This is a genomic window from Neptunomonas japonica JAMM 1380 (assembly GCF_016592555.1).
In the GTDB taxonomy this organism is placed as follows: Bacteria; Pseudomonadota; Gammaproteobacteria; order Pseudomonadales; family Balneatricaceae; genus Neptunomonas; species Neptunomonas japonica_A.
On record NZ_AP014546.1, the window covers coordinates 4,064,165 to 4,078,067 of the forward strand.

14 protein-coding genes are annotated in these 13,903 nt (G+C 43.2%); all 14 read right to left on the reverse strand.

The window, feature by feature from the left end; all coding sequences use genetic code 11:
- Positions 1–7: 7 nt before the first annotated feature.
- Positions 8–433 carry a F0F1 ATP synthase subunit epsilon gene (locus NEJAP_RS19175; protein ID WP_201348682.1) on the reverse strand — a complete coding sequence of 142 codons (426 nt, stop codon included), beginning with the start codon at positions 431–433 and terminating at the stop codon, positions 8–10.
- A 33-nt stretch (positions 434–466) separates the two neighbouring features.
- Positions 467–1,843, reverse strand: a complete 1,377-nt coding sequence (gene atpD, locus NEJAP_RS19180) for a F0F1 ATP synthase subunit beta (protein ID WP_201348683.1) — start codon at positions 1,841–1,843, stop codon at positions 467–469.
- A gap of 36 nt (positions 1,844–1,879) precedes the next feature.
- Positions 1,880–2,743, reverse strand: coding sequence for a F0F1 ATP synthase subunit gamma (atpG, locus tag NEJAP_RS19185; protein ID WP_201348684.1), 864 nt, complete (start codon positions 2,741–2,743; stop codon positions 1,880–1,882).
- A 69-nt stretch (positions 2,744–2,812) separates the two neighbouring features.
- Entirely contained in the window at positions 2,813–4,357 is a 1,545-nt protein-coding gene (gene atpA, locus NEJAP_RS19190; protein WP_201348685.1) for a F0F1 ATP synthase subunit alpha, read from the reverse strand.
- 15 nt (positions 4,358–4,372) lie between these two features.
- Positions 4,373–4,909 (reverse strand): F0F1 ATP synthase subunit delta, encoded by a 537-nt coding sequence (locus NEJAP_RS19195; RefSeq protein WP_201348686.1) that lies wholly within the window; start codon positions 4,907–4,909, stop codon positions 4,373–4,375.
- Between the two features lie 12 nt (positions 4,910–4,921).
- Positions 4,922–5,392: a F0F1 ATP synthase subunit B gene (locus tag NEJAP_RS19200; RefSeq protein WP_028468209.1), complete on the reverse strand. Its 471-nt coding sequence runs from the start codon at positions 5,390–5,392 to the stop codon at positions 4,922–4,924.
- Positions 5,393–5,463: 71 nt separating this feature from the next.
- Positions 5,464–5,697, reverse strand: a complete 234-nt coding sequence (atpE, locus tag NEJAP_RS19205; protein WP_028468210.1) for a F0F1 ATP synthase subunit C — start codon at positions 5,695–5,697, stop codon at positions 5,464–5,466.
- Positions 5,698–5,784: 87 nt separating this feature from the next.
- A complete protein-coding gene (gene atpB, locus NEJAP_RS19210; RefSeq protein ID WP_028468211.1) occupies positions 5,785–6,606 on the reverse strand; it encodes a F0F1 ATP synthase subunit A in 822 nt (273 codons plus the stop codon).
- Positions 6,607–6,624: 18 nt separating this feature from the next.
- Positions 6,625–7,029 (reverse strand): ATP synthase subunit I, encoded by a 405-nt coding sequence (locus NEJAP_RS19215; protein WP_201348688.1) that lies wholly within the window; start codon positions 7,027–7,029, stop codon positions 6,625–6,627.
- A gap of 187 nt (positions 7,030–7,216) precedes the next feature.
- Complete coding sequence (locus NEJAP_RS19220; RefSeq protein WP_201348689.1) at positions 7,217–8,107, reverse strand: ParB/RepB/Spo0J family partition protein; 891 nt, start codon at positions 8,105–8,107, stop codon at positions 7,217–7,219.
- A gap of 2 nt (positions 8,108–8,109) precedes the next feature.
- Positions 8,110–8,916, reverse strand: coding sequence for a ParA family protein (locus NEJAP_RS19225; protein ID WP_201348690.1), 807 nt, complete (start codon positions 8,914–8,916; stop codon positions 8,110–8,112).
- 2 nt (positions 8,917–8,918) lie between these two features.
- Positions 8,919–9,548: a 16S rRNA (guanine(527)-N(7))-methyltransferase RsmG gene (gene rsmG / locus NEJAP_RS19230; RefSeq protein ID WP_201348691.1), complete on the reverse strand. Its 630-nt coding sequence runs from the start codon at positions 9,546–9,548 to the stop codon at positions 8,919–8,921.
- Positions 9,548–11,443 carry a tRNA uridine-5-carboxymethylaminomethyl(34) synthesis enzyme MnmG gene (gene mnmG, locus NEJAP_RS19235; protein ID WP_201350739.1) on the reverse strand — a complete coding sequence of 632 codons (1,896 nt, stop codon included), beginning with the start codon at positions 11,441–11,443 and terminating at the stop codon, positions 9,548–9,550. The genes rsmG and mnmG overlap by 1 nt, the downstream gene beginning before the upstream one ends.
- Positions 11,444–12,150: 707 nt before the next feature.
- The gene (locus NEJAP_RS19240) at positions 12,151–13,752 is read right to left on the reverse strand and encodes a GMC family oxidoreductase (protein WP_201348692.1); all 1,602 of its coding nucleotides are present in this window, start codon (positions 13,750–13,752) and stop codon (positions 12,151–12,153) included.
- Between the last annotated feature and the right edge of the window lie 151 nt (positions 13,753–13,903).

A 13,903-nucleotide genomic window follows, 5' to 3' on the forward strand; every position in this document is an offset into this window, starting at 1 on the left:
GTCAGTCTTATTTACTGAGCTTTTTGCGAATTTGCTGTAGCGTGCGGAGTTGAGCCGCAGCTTCAGCCAGCTGAGAAGCAGCGCGACCGTATTCGAATTCGCTCTGCTTATCACCCATCGCTTGTTCAGCGTGTTTCTGCGCGTCAAGAGCAGCCGCTTCGTCCAGATCGCCTGCATGCAATGCAGTGTCTGCCAAAACGATGATCTTGTTAGGCTGTACTTCTAGGAAGCCGCCAGATACGTAGAAGATATCCTGTTCGCCGCCCTGCTTACGCATTTCGACAGGGCCTGGTTTCAGTTCCGTCAGAAGCGGAGCGTGACCTGGGTAGATACCCAGATCACCCAGGCTACCTGTTACTGATACGAACTCGATCAGACCAGAGAAGATCTCTTCTTCAGCACTTACGATATCGCAATGAACAGTCATAGCCATGTTGTTTTCCTTCTAAAGGTTTACCAAAAGCAATTACATGCCTTTGGCTTTCTCAACAGCTTCTTCAATGCCACCGACCATGTAGAACGCTTGCTCTGGAAGTGAATCGTATTCACCTTCCAAAATTCCTTTAAAGCCACGGATAGTGTCTTTCAAAGATACGTACTTACCTGGAGAACCAGTGAATACTTCTGCAACGAAGAACGGTTGAGACAAGAAACGCTGAATCTTACGAGCACGTGTTACAACCTGCTTATCTTCTTCAGACAACTCATCCATACCTAGGATAGCAATGATATCTTTCAGCTCTTTATAACGCTGAAGAACACCCTGCACATTACGAGCAATGTCATAATGCTCCTGACCGATTACCAAAGGATCTAACTGACGAGAAGAAGAATCCAATGGGTCGATTGCTGGATAAATACCTAGCTCTGCAATCTGACGAGACAATACAACTGTCGCATCAAGATGTGAGAAAGTAGTTGCAGGAGATGGATCCGTCAAATCATCCGCTGGTACATATACCGCCTGGATAGACGTGATAGAACCCGTATGAGTTGATGTAATACGTTCCTGAAGAACACCCATCTCTTCTGCCAGCGTTGGCTGGTAACCTACCGCTGAAGGCATACGACCTAGCAGAGCTGATACTTCAGTTCCTGCTAGTGTGTAACGGTAAATGTTGTCAACAAACAACAGTACGTCACGACCTTCATCACGGAATTTCTCAGCCATAGTCAGGCCAGTCAGCGCTACACGCAGACGGTTTCCTGGAGGCTCATTCATCTGACCATAAACCAGAGATACTTTGTCCAATACATTGGACTCTTTCATCTCGTAGTAAAAGTCGTTCCCTTCACGAGTTCGCTCACCAACACCTGCAAATACTGAGAAACCTGAGTGCTCAATAGCGATGTTACGGATAAGCTCCATCATGTTTACGGTTTTACCTACACCGGCACCACCGAACAGACCAACTTTACCACCTTTGGCGAATGGGCATACCAAATCGATAACCTTGATGCCGGTTTCAAGCAGCTCGTTAGAGGCTGCTTGGTCAGCATAAGTAGGTGCCTTACGGTGAATAGGCATACGCTCTTCTTCACCGATAGGACCACAATCATCAATTGGGTTACCTAGTACATCCATGATGCGTCCCAATGTTGCTGTACCTACAGGTACAGAAACTGGAGCACCAGTATTATTCACTTCTAAGCCACGACTAGTACCTTCAGTCTGGCCCATCGCGATCGCACGTACAACACCGTCGCCCAGCTGCTGCTGAACTTCTAGTGTCAGACCATTCTTTGAAACGGTCAGCGCGTCGTAAATTTTAGGTACGCTGTCACGTGGAAATTCCACATCGACTACCGCGCCTATAATCTGAACAATTTGTCCGCTACTCATGTTCGGATCCTCTTAAATTTTAACCCGTTCACCGCATTAAACAGCCGCAGCACCACTAACAATTTCAGAAATTTCCTGAGTAATTGCTGCTTGACGAGCTTTGTTATAAATCATTTGAAGTTCGTCAATCAAATCACCGGCATTGTCAGTTGCACTTTTCATTGCCAGCATTCGCGCCGCCTGTTCACAGGCGTTATTCTCAACTACTGCCTGATACACTTCGGACTCAACATAACGCATAAGAAGGCCATTCAGCAGTTCTTTAGCATCAGGTTCATAAATATAGTCCCAGTGATGATTCAGCAGCGCCTCATCGTCTTCTGCTTTCAGTGGAAGCACTTGTTCAACCTGCGGGGCCTGCGTCATTGTGTTAACAAAAGTGTTAGACACAACGTACAGACGATCCAGCTTGCCTTCAGAATAAGAATCCAGCATAACCTTCACAGCACCGATCAGATCCGTTACTTCTGGCTGATCACCCAAATGGGTTTTTGCTGCTACTACGTTACCACCGTAAGTCTTAAAAAATGAAACAGCTTTAGATCCTAACGCACAAACGTCAATCTCGACGCCTTTGTCGTTGAACTCTTTCATGCTTAACATGGCTTTCTTGAACGAATTAATGTTCAGTCCACCACAAAGTCCACGGTCAGTTGCTACAATAATGTAACCAACACGTTTAACTTCACGTTCTTGCATGTAAAGATGCTTGTATTCAGGATTTGATTTTGCCAAATGCTGAATAACACCACGGATACTGCGAGCGTACGGGCGGGAAGAATGCATGCGATCCTGAGCTTTACGCATCTTTGACGCAGCAACCATTTCCATGGCGCTGGTAATTTTGCGTGTGCTACCGATGCTCGCTATTTGCGTCTTAATCTCTTTTCCGACTGCCATAGATCCGCCTATCTAACCTTAACTTAGTAAAGGCCTGCAAAATAATACAGGCCACCACTCACTGAGTGCTTACCAAGTCTGAGTTGACTTGAACTTATCAATACCTGCTTTGAACTGTGCAGCGATTTCGTCGCTGAAGCCACCGCTCTTGTTGATATCGTTCATCAGATCAGCATATTCGCTGTTGAAGAAAGAGATCAGAGCAGCTTCAAAACTACCGATTTTGTTAATTTCAACGTCTTTCAGGAAACCTTCGTTTGCTGCAAATAGGCTAAGGCCCATATCTGCAACAGACATTGGTGAGTACTGTTTCTGCTTCATTAGCTCAGTAACAGCCTGACCATGCTCCAATTGTGCACGTGTTGCATCATCAAGATCAGATGCGAACTGCGCGAACGCAGCCAATTCACGATACTGAGCAAGCGCCAGACGTACACCACCACCCAACTTCTTGATGATCTTAGTCTGTGCTGCACCACCTACACGGGATACAGACAAACCAGCGTTGATCGCTGGACGTACACCTGCGTTAAACAGGCTACTTTCCAAGAAGATCTGACCATCAGTGATGGAGATAACGTTGGTTGGTACGAAAGCAGAAACGTCACCGCCCTGAGTTTCGATTACCGGTAGAGCTGTCAAAGATCCGGTCTGACCTTTCACTTCACCATTTGTGAATTTTTCTACGTAATCAGCGTTTACACGAGCAGCACGCTCAAGTAGACGAGAATGCAAATAGAAAACATCACCAGGATAAGCTTCACGACCAGGTGGACGACGTAACAACAGAGAGATCTGACGGTATGCCCATGCCTGTTTAGTCAGGTCATCGTATACGATCAAAGCATCTTCACCGCGGTCACGGAAATATTCACCCATAGAGCAACCAGCATAAGGAGCTAGGAACTGCATGGATGCAGGATCAGAAGCGCCGGCAGCTACGACAATGGTATGATCCATTGCGCCATGCTCTTCCAGCTTACGCACTACGTTTGAAATCGTAGACTGCTTCTGACCAATGGCAACGTAGATACACGTTACACCAGTACCTTTCTGGTTAATGATCGCATCAATCGCGATAGCTGTTTTACCGATTTGACGGTCACCGATAATCAACTCACGCTGACCACGGCCTACAGGTACCATCGCATCAATTGCTTTCAAACCTGTTTGTACAGGCTGGTCAACTGATTGACGATCAATTACACCTGGCGCTACTTTTTCAACAGCGTCAGACAATTTAGCCTCAACAGGGCCTTTTCCGTCGATTGGGTTACCTAGCGCGTCAACAACGCGGCCTCGTAGTTCCGGTCCGACCGGTACTTCAAGAATACGGCCAGTACAACGAGCAGTCATGCCCTCGACTAGGCCTTGGTAATCTCCTAATACTACTGCACCGACAGAGTCACGCTCAAGGTTGAGCGCCATACCGTAAATGCTGCCAGGGAATTCGATCATTTCCCCGTACATTACGTCAGCTAGTCCGTGGATCAAAATGATACCATCGGATACGCTGACGATAGTGCCCTCATTTCGGGCTTCAGAAGACACATCCAGCTTTTCGATGCGCTTCTTGAGAATCTCGCTGATCTCAGATGGATTCAGTTGCTGCATGGTTATTCCTCATACTCAGGAATTAAGTGCTTCAGCTAGTTTCGCCAAACGGGCGCGAACTGAGCCGTCGATTACCAGGTCTTGTGTCCGTACTACAACACCACCCAAGATATCTTTATCTACGGTAGATGTTAGTGTTACGTCCCGACCCAGCTTAGCGCTGAGTGCCTGAGTTAATTTCTGTTGCTGTTGCTCATCCAGTTCATAAGCAGTTGTCAAATCGATATCGACTGACTTCAGCAAATTTGCTTTGAGCTGCTCGAACTGCGCATTAACTTCTTGGAGCAAACCAAGACGCTGGTTTCCAGCTAGTAACCGTATGAAATTCTCACCTGCTTCATCCAGATGATCTTTACATACCGATACCATAGCGCCTGCTTTTTGCTCACTCGTTAGCGCAGGATTGCCCAACACATTAGCCATCACACTATCATTTGCCACTACTGCAGCTGTTGATAGCATTGTTGACCACTGATCTAAATTGCCCTTTTCTTGAGCGAATTCAAATGCAGCTTTTGTGTAAGGACGAGCGACTGTATTGAGTTCAGCCATCGTAAACCTCGCTTAAAGCTCCGCTGCTAGTTTATCAACCAGCTGAGCGTGGGCTGCTTTGTCGACCGACTTCTCAAGAATCTTTTCAGCTCCAGCTACTGCAAGTGCAGCAACCTGTGAACGAAGAGTTTCTTTAGCACGGTTAACATCCTGTTCGATTTCAGCTTGAGCTGCTGTCTTGATGCGTTCTGCTTCAACACGTGCTTGCTCTTTAGCTTCGTCGACTAGTTGACTAGCCCGCTTATTAGCCTGTTCGATGATGGCGGCTGCCTGCTCTTTGCTTTCACGCATATTCGCAACAGCTTTTTCTTGTGCTAATTGCAAATCGCGCTGAGCACGTTCAGCAGCGTCCAGACCTTCAGCAATCTTTTTCTTACGTTCTGCTAGGGCACCTGTAATTGGTGGCCATACATACTTCATGCAGAACATAACAAAGATAGCGAATGCGATGGCCTGACCAATGATGGTTAGATTGATATTCACGCCATTACCTCTCGCGGTTGTTCTAAAAAGTAGTTACCCATTTTATTGGGAATGGTTTGCATCTCTACTTATTAGCCAGCAACAGCGAACAGTACGTATAGACCCAGACCTACACCGATCATCGGAACGGCGTCAACAAGACCCATTACGATAAAGAACTGTGTACGTAGAAGTGGAATCAGTTCAGGCTGACGAGCAGCACCTTCTAGGAATTTACCACCAAGAATACCGATACCTACTGCAGCACCTACGGACCCAAGACCCAACATCAGTGCACCAGCGATATATAGCAAAGCCATTTCCATCAGTTTTTCTCCGATTAATTTGCTAAGTTAAAGTTAAAGTTAAGGTTGAAATTTTAAAACAAAATCTTTTTATTCAGCGATTACACATTAGTGCTCTTCATGTGCCATGGCCATATAGACAATTGTCAATACCATGAAGATGAATGCCTGCAATGTAATAACTAGAATGTGGAAAATCGCCCACGGAACAGAAAGAACCCACTGTATCCAGAACGGCAGCAAAGCGATCAAGATAAAGATCATCTCACCTGCATACATGTTACCGAACAGTCGCAATGCCAACGATATTGGTTTTGCAAGCAAGCCAACGATTTCCAAAAATAGGTTAAACGGAAGCATCCATTTACCTAGTGGCTGGAAGGCCAGTTCACCTAAGAAACCACCAATACCTTTCATTTTGATGCTGTAGTAAAGAATCAGACCAAAAACACTCAACGCCATACCCATAGTGGCATTGATGTCTGTCGTAGGAACCACTTTCATGAAGTGAATACCCATCTGGCCTGCGATATAAGGAATCCAATCAACAGGAACTAAATCCATCGTATTCATCAGGAAAATCCAGACAAATATGGTCAATGCTAAAGGAGCAATCAGCGCATTTTTATGATGAAAAATACTATTGACGTTCTCTTCAACAAACTCAATGAGTGTCTCTACAAAGTTTTGCGTGTTACCAGGTACACCTGCCGTAACAGATTTAGCAACCTTGCTAAACAGCCAGGTAAATAACACACCCAGACCGATAGACCACAACATAGTATCAACATTAATTGCCCAGAATCCCATCTCAGCCGCTTCAACTGCCGTATGAGCGAAACCTAATCCATTTTCTGGATGGTTGCCAAACGTCAAGTTGGTCAAGTGGTGAGATATATATTCTGAGGATGTGACAGTTCCGCTAGCCATTCTCAGTTCTCTCGTTTCTTAAAGTTTTAGGAATCGGTAATTCGCTTTCATTTGTAAGTACCAACCGGATACCTGTAGCAAGATGAAAGCAAAAAATAAGGAAAATGGGCTCAAAGGTCGAACCATGATAAAGACAGCGGAAAATCCTACTATCGATATCGCCATTTTCCATATTTGACCGATATACATTTCTGCCAGAGCTCGATTTGCTGAGCTTTTCTGGCGACCGAATAGTAAACGTTTCGCAAAATAGGCATTGGGTAGCAAATAAAGTAGCCCTCCCAGTAGTACTGAGTAGGCTTGCGTCACTCCATAAATCAATGTAATGACGGCCATTACTGCTATCAAAAAAGCCTGTATTAGAAATATTCTAATAACTCTATGTCGTGTTGCCTGAGTATGCTTTCCTGGCTTCAGGTTCATATCCAAGTTTCACTTCCAGAGAGACTCTTTTGCTCTATTTTGGAAAGCTGTTTCCAATCAGCGTGCCGATTATATGGGGTTAGCCCGAGAGACTCAACCTGATAGTAAGGGTTTTGCACTAATGTCTTATCGCAGATCATACTTAAGTCCTTAAAACATCGACCTTGTAGAGTTTTTACTCGCACACTTACTCTGCAAAATTTTTCAATATATTTTCTAATGCGTCAGGAGAGTCGTACGCTATCGTGATTTTTCCCTTACCTTTATTACTTTGGTTAATCGACACTTTAGCTGCAAAACGGCGTGATAAATCACTCGATATTTGCTCAAGCTGAGGATCTCGTTTTTTTACATCACGCACAGTTTTAATAGCGTCACCGGCTTGCCATTTCCTAACAAGCTCTTCGGTTTGCCTTACAGACAACGCCTTACCTACCACTTCTTGAGCAGCTAATAACTGCTGTTCTAAGTCCAAGCCAAGCAATGCCCGTGCATGACCCATCTCTATATCGCCATACTCCAACATTTTTCTGACATCACCCGTCAGCTTCATCAGACGTAATAAATTAGTGACTGTAGAGCGTGATTTACCTACCGCATCAGCCACTTCTTGTTGAGTTAGCTCAAATTCATCTTGTAAACGCTGGAGTGCAATCGCTTCTTCCATCGGGTTTAAGTCTTCCCGTTGAATATTCTCTATCAATGCCATGGCGATAGCGGCTTCATCAGGCACATTTTTAACGATGACAGGTATCTCATCTAAGCCTGCTATTTGTGACGCTCTCCAGCGACGTTCTCCGGCTATGATTTCATAACGTCCATCTTCAACCGATCGAATTATAATGGGCTGAATAACACCCTGCACACGAATAGAACTGGCCAAGTCTTCTAAGGCTTCAGGTTCTAGGTCACGTCGCGGCTGATAGCGGCCACGTTGAATTTTATGAACAGACATCAGTTCATAGGCACTTTTTGCTACTTCTGTGTGCTCCTTCGAAGAAACCTCATCTTCTGTTTCTGTATTGATACCCGCCAGTAACGCATCCAGTCCGCGACCTAAACCTCTTTTTTTAACCATTACTATGCTTCCTGTTGCTCAGCTTTCTGGGAGTTCTTTAATTCTTGCGTTGTTTTTCTTATCAACTCACCTGCTAATGCTAGATAGGCTACTGATCCACGTGAATTTTTATCATAAAACAATACAGGTAATCCATGAGACGGCGCTTCTGCTAAACGGACATTACGTGGAATAACAGTGCGGTAAACCTTATCACCAAAGTAATCCACGAGATGACTGGATACATCTTTTGTCAGGCTCATTCGTGGATCAAACATCGTGCGCAAAATCCCTTCGATTCTTAAGTTAGGATTTAGACGCTGATTTATTTTGTCGATAGTGCCAATTAGTGAGCTGATACCTTCAAGTGCATAATACTCACACTGCATCGGTATGATGACGCCTGATGATGCGGCAAGCGCATTCACTGTTAGCAAATTGAGTGATGGAGGGTTATCGATCAGTACAAAATCATAATTATCAATAATAGGAGATAGTGCCGCCTTTAAACGAAACTCTCTTCTAGGAAGTTGTAATAACTCAACCTCAGCAGCCGTTAGATCACCGTTTGAACCAATAACATCATAGCCAACTTTTGGATTTTTAATAATGGCATCTACTGCTGTCGATTTTCCTGTCAACAACTCATAAGCAGAGTGCTGTAAATCATGCTTATCGACTCCGCTACCCATAGTAGCATTTCCTTGAGGGTCTAAATCGACCATCAATACACGCTTCTTGGTTGCGGCAAGTGATGCAGCTAGATTGACACAGGTTGTGGTTTTCCCTACACCACCCTTCTGGTTGGTTATAGTCAGGATTTTAGCCACGTTTACACTCTCCCAAGAACCATTAAATGTCGAGCTCCATGAGTGCCTGCTACATTCAATGAATGACTGGCTTTTAACTCAATATCTGGCGGCATTTGAGCTAACTCTTCCGTAGGGTACAAGCCTTTCATCGCAAGAAAAACACCATCTTGGCGACACAACTGATGTGTCCATTTAATCATATCAGTCATAGAAGCAAAGGCACGCGATACAACCTCATTGAAGGGCTCATCATCGCATTGCTCTGCACGGCCATTAATAACAGTCAAATTAGTTAACCCTAATTCAACTTTAACCTGATTCTGAAAACGTGTTTTTTTACCATTGCTATCTAATGTGGTGACATCTAAATCAGGACAACAAATAGCTAACGGAATACCGGGTAAGCCTGGACCACTACCGACATCGATAATGCGAGGGCCTTTTACAAATGGTAGTAAACTTAAACTATCCAGTAAGTGGCGCGTGACCATCTCAGCAGGATCTTTTACGGCGGTAAGATTATAGGCCTTATTCCACTTCACTAATAATTGTAGATAAGCCATTAACTTATCTACCTGTTCATCTGATAATGAAAGCTTCATTTCTTGAGATTGTCGTACCAGTGAAGCACGTAATTGTGTCAAATCCATTAACCAGTGGCCTTTTGTTGCTTTTTAATCATCTGTTGTTTCTTAATATTAACCAATAGTAACGAAATTGCGGCAGGAGTCATTCCTTGAATCCGAGAAGCATGTGCAATACTAACGGGTCTATGCTCTTGTAATTTACTTTTTAATTCGTTTGAAAGACCACCGACTACTTCATAATCAAAATCTTCAGGTAGAGGAGTATTTTCTTGCAATTTAACCCGTTCGATATCTTCAATTTGACGGTTAATATAACCCTCATACTTAAACTGTATTTCTACTTGTTCAGCAACCAAAGGATCAGTAACCGCTTCTCCTTTTAATTCAGCAACATCCGTATATTTTAGCTCTGGACGGCGAATGAGATCTGCTAAATTGTATTCGCGCTGAATTTCTGAAGAGAGTTTATCTTTGATTTGCTCTGCTGCCTCACTCCCCGGCTGTATCCATGTACTACTTAAACGTTGCTTTTCTTGCTCAATCGCTTCGCGTTTCTTACAAAAAGCAGCCCAACGCTCATCACTCACTAAACCTAGCTCGCGACCTTTTTCTGTTAATCGAAGGTCAGCATTGTCCTCTCTTAAAACAAGACGATATTCCGCGCGGCTAGTAAACATCCGATAAGGTTCAGATGTTCCCATGGTGATGAGGTCATCCACCAACACACCAATATATGCTTCATCGCGACGTGGATACCATTGGTCTTGATCCAGAGCTCTGGCTGCAGCGTTTAGTCCTGCCAGTAAACCTTGAGCCGCCGCCTCTTCATAACCTGTGGTGCCGTTAATTTGACCAGCAAAATAAAGTCCATTTATAAATTTTGTCTCTAACGTGTGTTTTAAATCCTGAGGATTGAAGAAGTCGTATTCAATCGCATAACCAGGTCTCAATATATGAGCGTTTTCAAAACCACGAATAGAACGAACAGCGGCCAACTGAACATCAAACGGTAAACTCGTAGATATTCCATTCGGATAAAGTTCGTGAGTCGTTAACCCTTCAGGCTCTACAAAAATTTGATGCTGATTCTTATCAGCAAAACGCATTATTTTATCTTCAATTGAAGGGCAATAACGTGGTCCAGCACCTTCGATAACGCCTGTGTATAAAGGAGATCTGTCTAATGCGGCGCGAAGAATATCATGGGTTTGTTCATTAGTATGCGTAATAAAACAGCTAATTTGTTCAGGGTGGTCAGCTGTAGAACCCAAAAATGACATTACAGGCCTTGGTGTATCTCCAGGTTGAGCCTGCATCACTGAAAAATCAACGCTACGAGCGTCTATACGTGGTGGTGTACCTGTTTTTAAGCGTTCGACACGAAAAGGGAGTTCCCGCAAGCGCTTAGCTAAAGCGATTGATGGAGGGTCTCCTGCTCTACCTCCAGAGAAATTTTCCATTCCTATATGGATTAATCCACCTAAAAACGTACCTGCTGTTAGCACCACTGATTTAGCAATAAAACGAATACCCGTTTGGGTAACTACACCTTTAACCTCATCTTGCTCAACAATTAAGTCATCAGCTGATTGCTGGAATATCTGCAGATTAGGCTGATTTTCAAGAATGCTACGTATAGCCGCTTTGTAAAGAACTCTGTCTGCTTGAGCTCGTGTAGCACGTACCGCAGGTCCTTTACGAGAATTCAAAACTCGAAATTGAATGCCACCTTTGTCAGTAGCACGAGCCATTGCTCCATCGAGAGCATCGATCTCTTTTACAAGATGGCTTTTCCCAATACCACCTATTGCTGGATTACATGACATCTGGCCAAGTGTTTCGATGTTATGTGTTAACAACAGTGTTTTAGCGCCTTTACGAGCAGAAGCTAGTGCGGCTTCTGTTCCCGCATGTCCTCCGCCAATAATAATGACGTCAAATTGATCAGGATAGTCCAATGCTTTTACCTCGATATAAAGCAGGTTACTCATCTATTTACAGTGAAACAGATTGGATAGGACGAGCATTATACAGTCTTAATTGATCGAAGGAATGTCTAAAAATTGATCAACTTTATTCTTTAATTATTTTTTACTAAATAAATATTAAAGGTATATGAATATATATATAAGATTATTGTTGTTGTTACTATTAAGCAGCCACTTATCTGTTCCTAAACCTATATTTATCAACAAAAACAACTAGATAAGCACAGCTAAACAGAGCGTTGAAACTGTCAAATACCTCTGGTGTATAAGTATATAAGGTGTGCATAAAATAGCGAGTTATACACAGGCAGAACTGCCCCCAACTTGATCATCTAGATATCCCCTGTTTTACACAGAAGTTACTAACAGCAATAATAAAAGTGATTAACTCATGAATAACCCAAAATCTAAATGTGGATAAAGCTGTGTAAAGTGTGGGTAACTTATACTGTGAATAAGTTAATGAAAAAGGGAAGCGCAGGATTTATTGTTTTATTAACAGTGGATAAGTCTGTGGCATCTCTGTTTATTCCATTATAATCAATGGTTTATATATGTATATAATTAAGTGTGTAGATAACTTTTGTGTAAGAAAATGTGAGTAATTTACAATTTTAAGAGAATGATCAGCCTATAGAAAGGCTGATCGGAACAAAAAAAGTAGAAAATAATTTCAATTATTTGCTTAAAATCATCTCAGCAGCCTTTTCTGCAATCATAATGGTGGGTGAATTAGTATTTCCGGAGGTAATAGTGGGCATAATTGATGCGTCTACTACACGGAGTTGATCAATTCCGTGGACTTTTAATTGTGAATCCACAACTGACATTGAACTGTTCCCCATCTGGCAAGTACCCACAGGATGAAAAATAGTGGTGGCAATATCTCCTGCTGCTTTAATGAGTTCTTCATCAGTATTAATCTCAACACCTGGTTTAAACTCTTCTGGTTGATATTGTTTAAAGGCATTAGCTTTACAGATACGTCTACTGAGTTTAAGTGCATCAACGGCCACTTGTTTGTCTTCTGTGTGACTTAGATAGTTAGGTGTGATGATGGGAGAGGCATAGGGGTTTGCAGAGCTTAGCCTAATATGACCACGGCTTTTAGGTCTGAGGTTACACACAGAAACGGTGATAGCTGGAAACTTATGTAATGGATCACCGAGTTTTTCACAACTCAGTGGTTGAATATGATATTCCAGATTAGCGGTATCATATTGTTTATCGCTTTTTGCAAAGCCTCCTAATTGGCTCGGTGCCATTGATAAAGGGCCTCGTCTAAAAAAGGCATAGTCAAAAACCATTTTGGCTTTGCCTAGCCAGCTATTGGCCTGCTCATTGAGGGTGGCAGCATTTTTAACTTTAAATACCGCCCTAACTTGTAGGTGGTCTTGTAGATTTTCGCCAACACCAGGAAGCTTATGGACAAGTTCTATGTTGTGTTGTTTTAAGAGGTCAGGGTTGCCTACTCCTGAACGTTGTAAAATAATGGGAGAAATAACCGCACCGGCTGATAATATAATTTCTTTATTCGCTCGGGCGTAGGTGGGAACGCCTTGAGTATCGAACGCAACACCTAAAGCCCTTTTATTTTCAATGTGTAAACGATCAACATGAGCACAGGTAATAACGGTTAGATTGGGTCTATGTGCTATTGGGTGTAAGAAGCCACTTGCTGACGACCAGCGCTTGCCTTTTTTCTGGTTAACTTGGAAATAACTAAACCCTTCGTTGTTTCCCGTATTAAAGTCATCTATTGAGGGTATACCTGTTTCGGCAGCAGCTTGCCTGAAGCTGTCGAGTATTCTCCATGAAAGGCGCTGTTCTTCTACACGCCACTCCCCATTAGCTCCATGCATATTGGATGGGCCTGAAAAATGATCTTCAGATTTTTTGAAGTATGGTAGTACATCGTCCCAACTCCATCCTTCATTGCCTAAGTCAGCCCAGTGATCGTAATCTTGCTTTTGACCACGCATATAGATCATGCCGTTAATGGAAGATGACCCTCCTAACACTTTACCGCGAGGGTAGTTTAGTGCGCGTCCATTAAGTCCGGCATCTGCTTGTGTCTTAAAACACCAATCAGTTTTAGGATTGTTCATAGTGTAGATATAGCCGATAGGCACATGAATCCAAGGGTAGGTGTCCTTTGTTCCAGCTTCTAATAGCAGGACTTTGTTTTGTGGATTAGCTGAGAGTCTATTAGCTAATACGCAGCCTGCTGAACCTGCTCCAATAATGATATAATCAGCCTGAAACTCACACGGGTGCATAACTTCTCCTGATGCTCTTTACCTTCTTGGCTAAGAGTTGTTTTTTATTTGATATCCCCCCTTTTTAACAAGTAATGATGTTTTTTTATACGCTCAATTAATCGACTAGGCATTGTCGTGTTTTATTAATTATGAGCTGAACTCTTGCCTT

What these genes read in the sequence shown, in the direction of transcription:
- NEJAP_RS19175 (WP_201348682.1), bottom strand. Translation starts at nt 433, where the DNA reads ATGGCTATGACTGTTCATTGCGATATCGTAAGTGCTGAAGAAGAGATC.
- atpD (WP_201348683.1), bottom strand. Translation starts at nt 1,843, where the DNA reads ATGAGTAGCGGACAAATTGTTCAGATTATAGGCGCGGTAGTCGATGTG.
- atpG (WP_201348684.1), bottom strand. Translation starts at nt 2,743, where the DNA reads ATGGCAGTCGGAAAAGAGATTAAGACGCAAATAGCGAGCATCGGTAGC.
- atpA (WP_201348685.1), bottom strand. Translation starts at nt 4,357, where the DNA reads ATGCAGCAACTGAATCCATCTGAGATCAGCGAGATTCTCAAGAAGCGC.
- NEJAP_RS19195 (WP_201348686.1), bottom strand. Translation starts at nt 4,909, where the DNA reads ATGGCTGAACTCAATACAGTCGCTCGTCCTTACACAAAAGCTGCATTT.
- atpE (WP_028468210.1), bottom strand. Translation starts at nt 5,697, where the DNA reads ATGGAAATGGCTTTGCTATATATCGCTGGTGCACTGATGTTGGGTCTT.
- atpB (WP_028468211.1), bottom strand. Translation starts at nt 6,606, where the DNA reads ATGGCTAGCGGAACTGTCACATCCTCAGAATATATATCTCACCACTTG.
- NEJAP_RS19215 (WP_201348688.1), bottom strand. Translation starts at nt 7,029, where the DNA reads ATGAACCTGAAGCCAGGAAAGCATACTCAGGCAACACGACATAGAGTT.
- NEJAP_RS19220 (WP_201348689.1), bottom strand. Translation starts at nt 8,107, where the DNA reads ATGGTTAAAAAAAGAGGTTTAGGTCGCGGACTGGATGCGTTACTGGCG.
- rsmG (WP_201348691.1), bottom strand. Translation starts at nt 9,548, where the DNA reads ATGGATTTGACACAATTACGTGCTTCACTGGTACGACAATCTCAAGAA.
- NEJAP_RS19240 (WP_201348692.1), bottom strand. Translation starts at nt 13,752, where the DNA reads ATGCACCCGTGTGAGTTTCAGGCTGATTATATCATTATTGGAGCAGGT.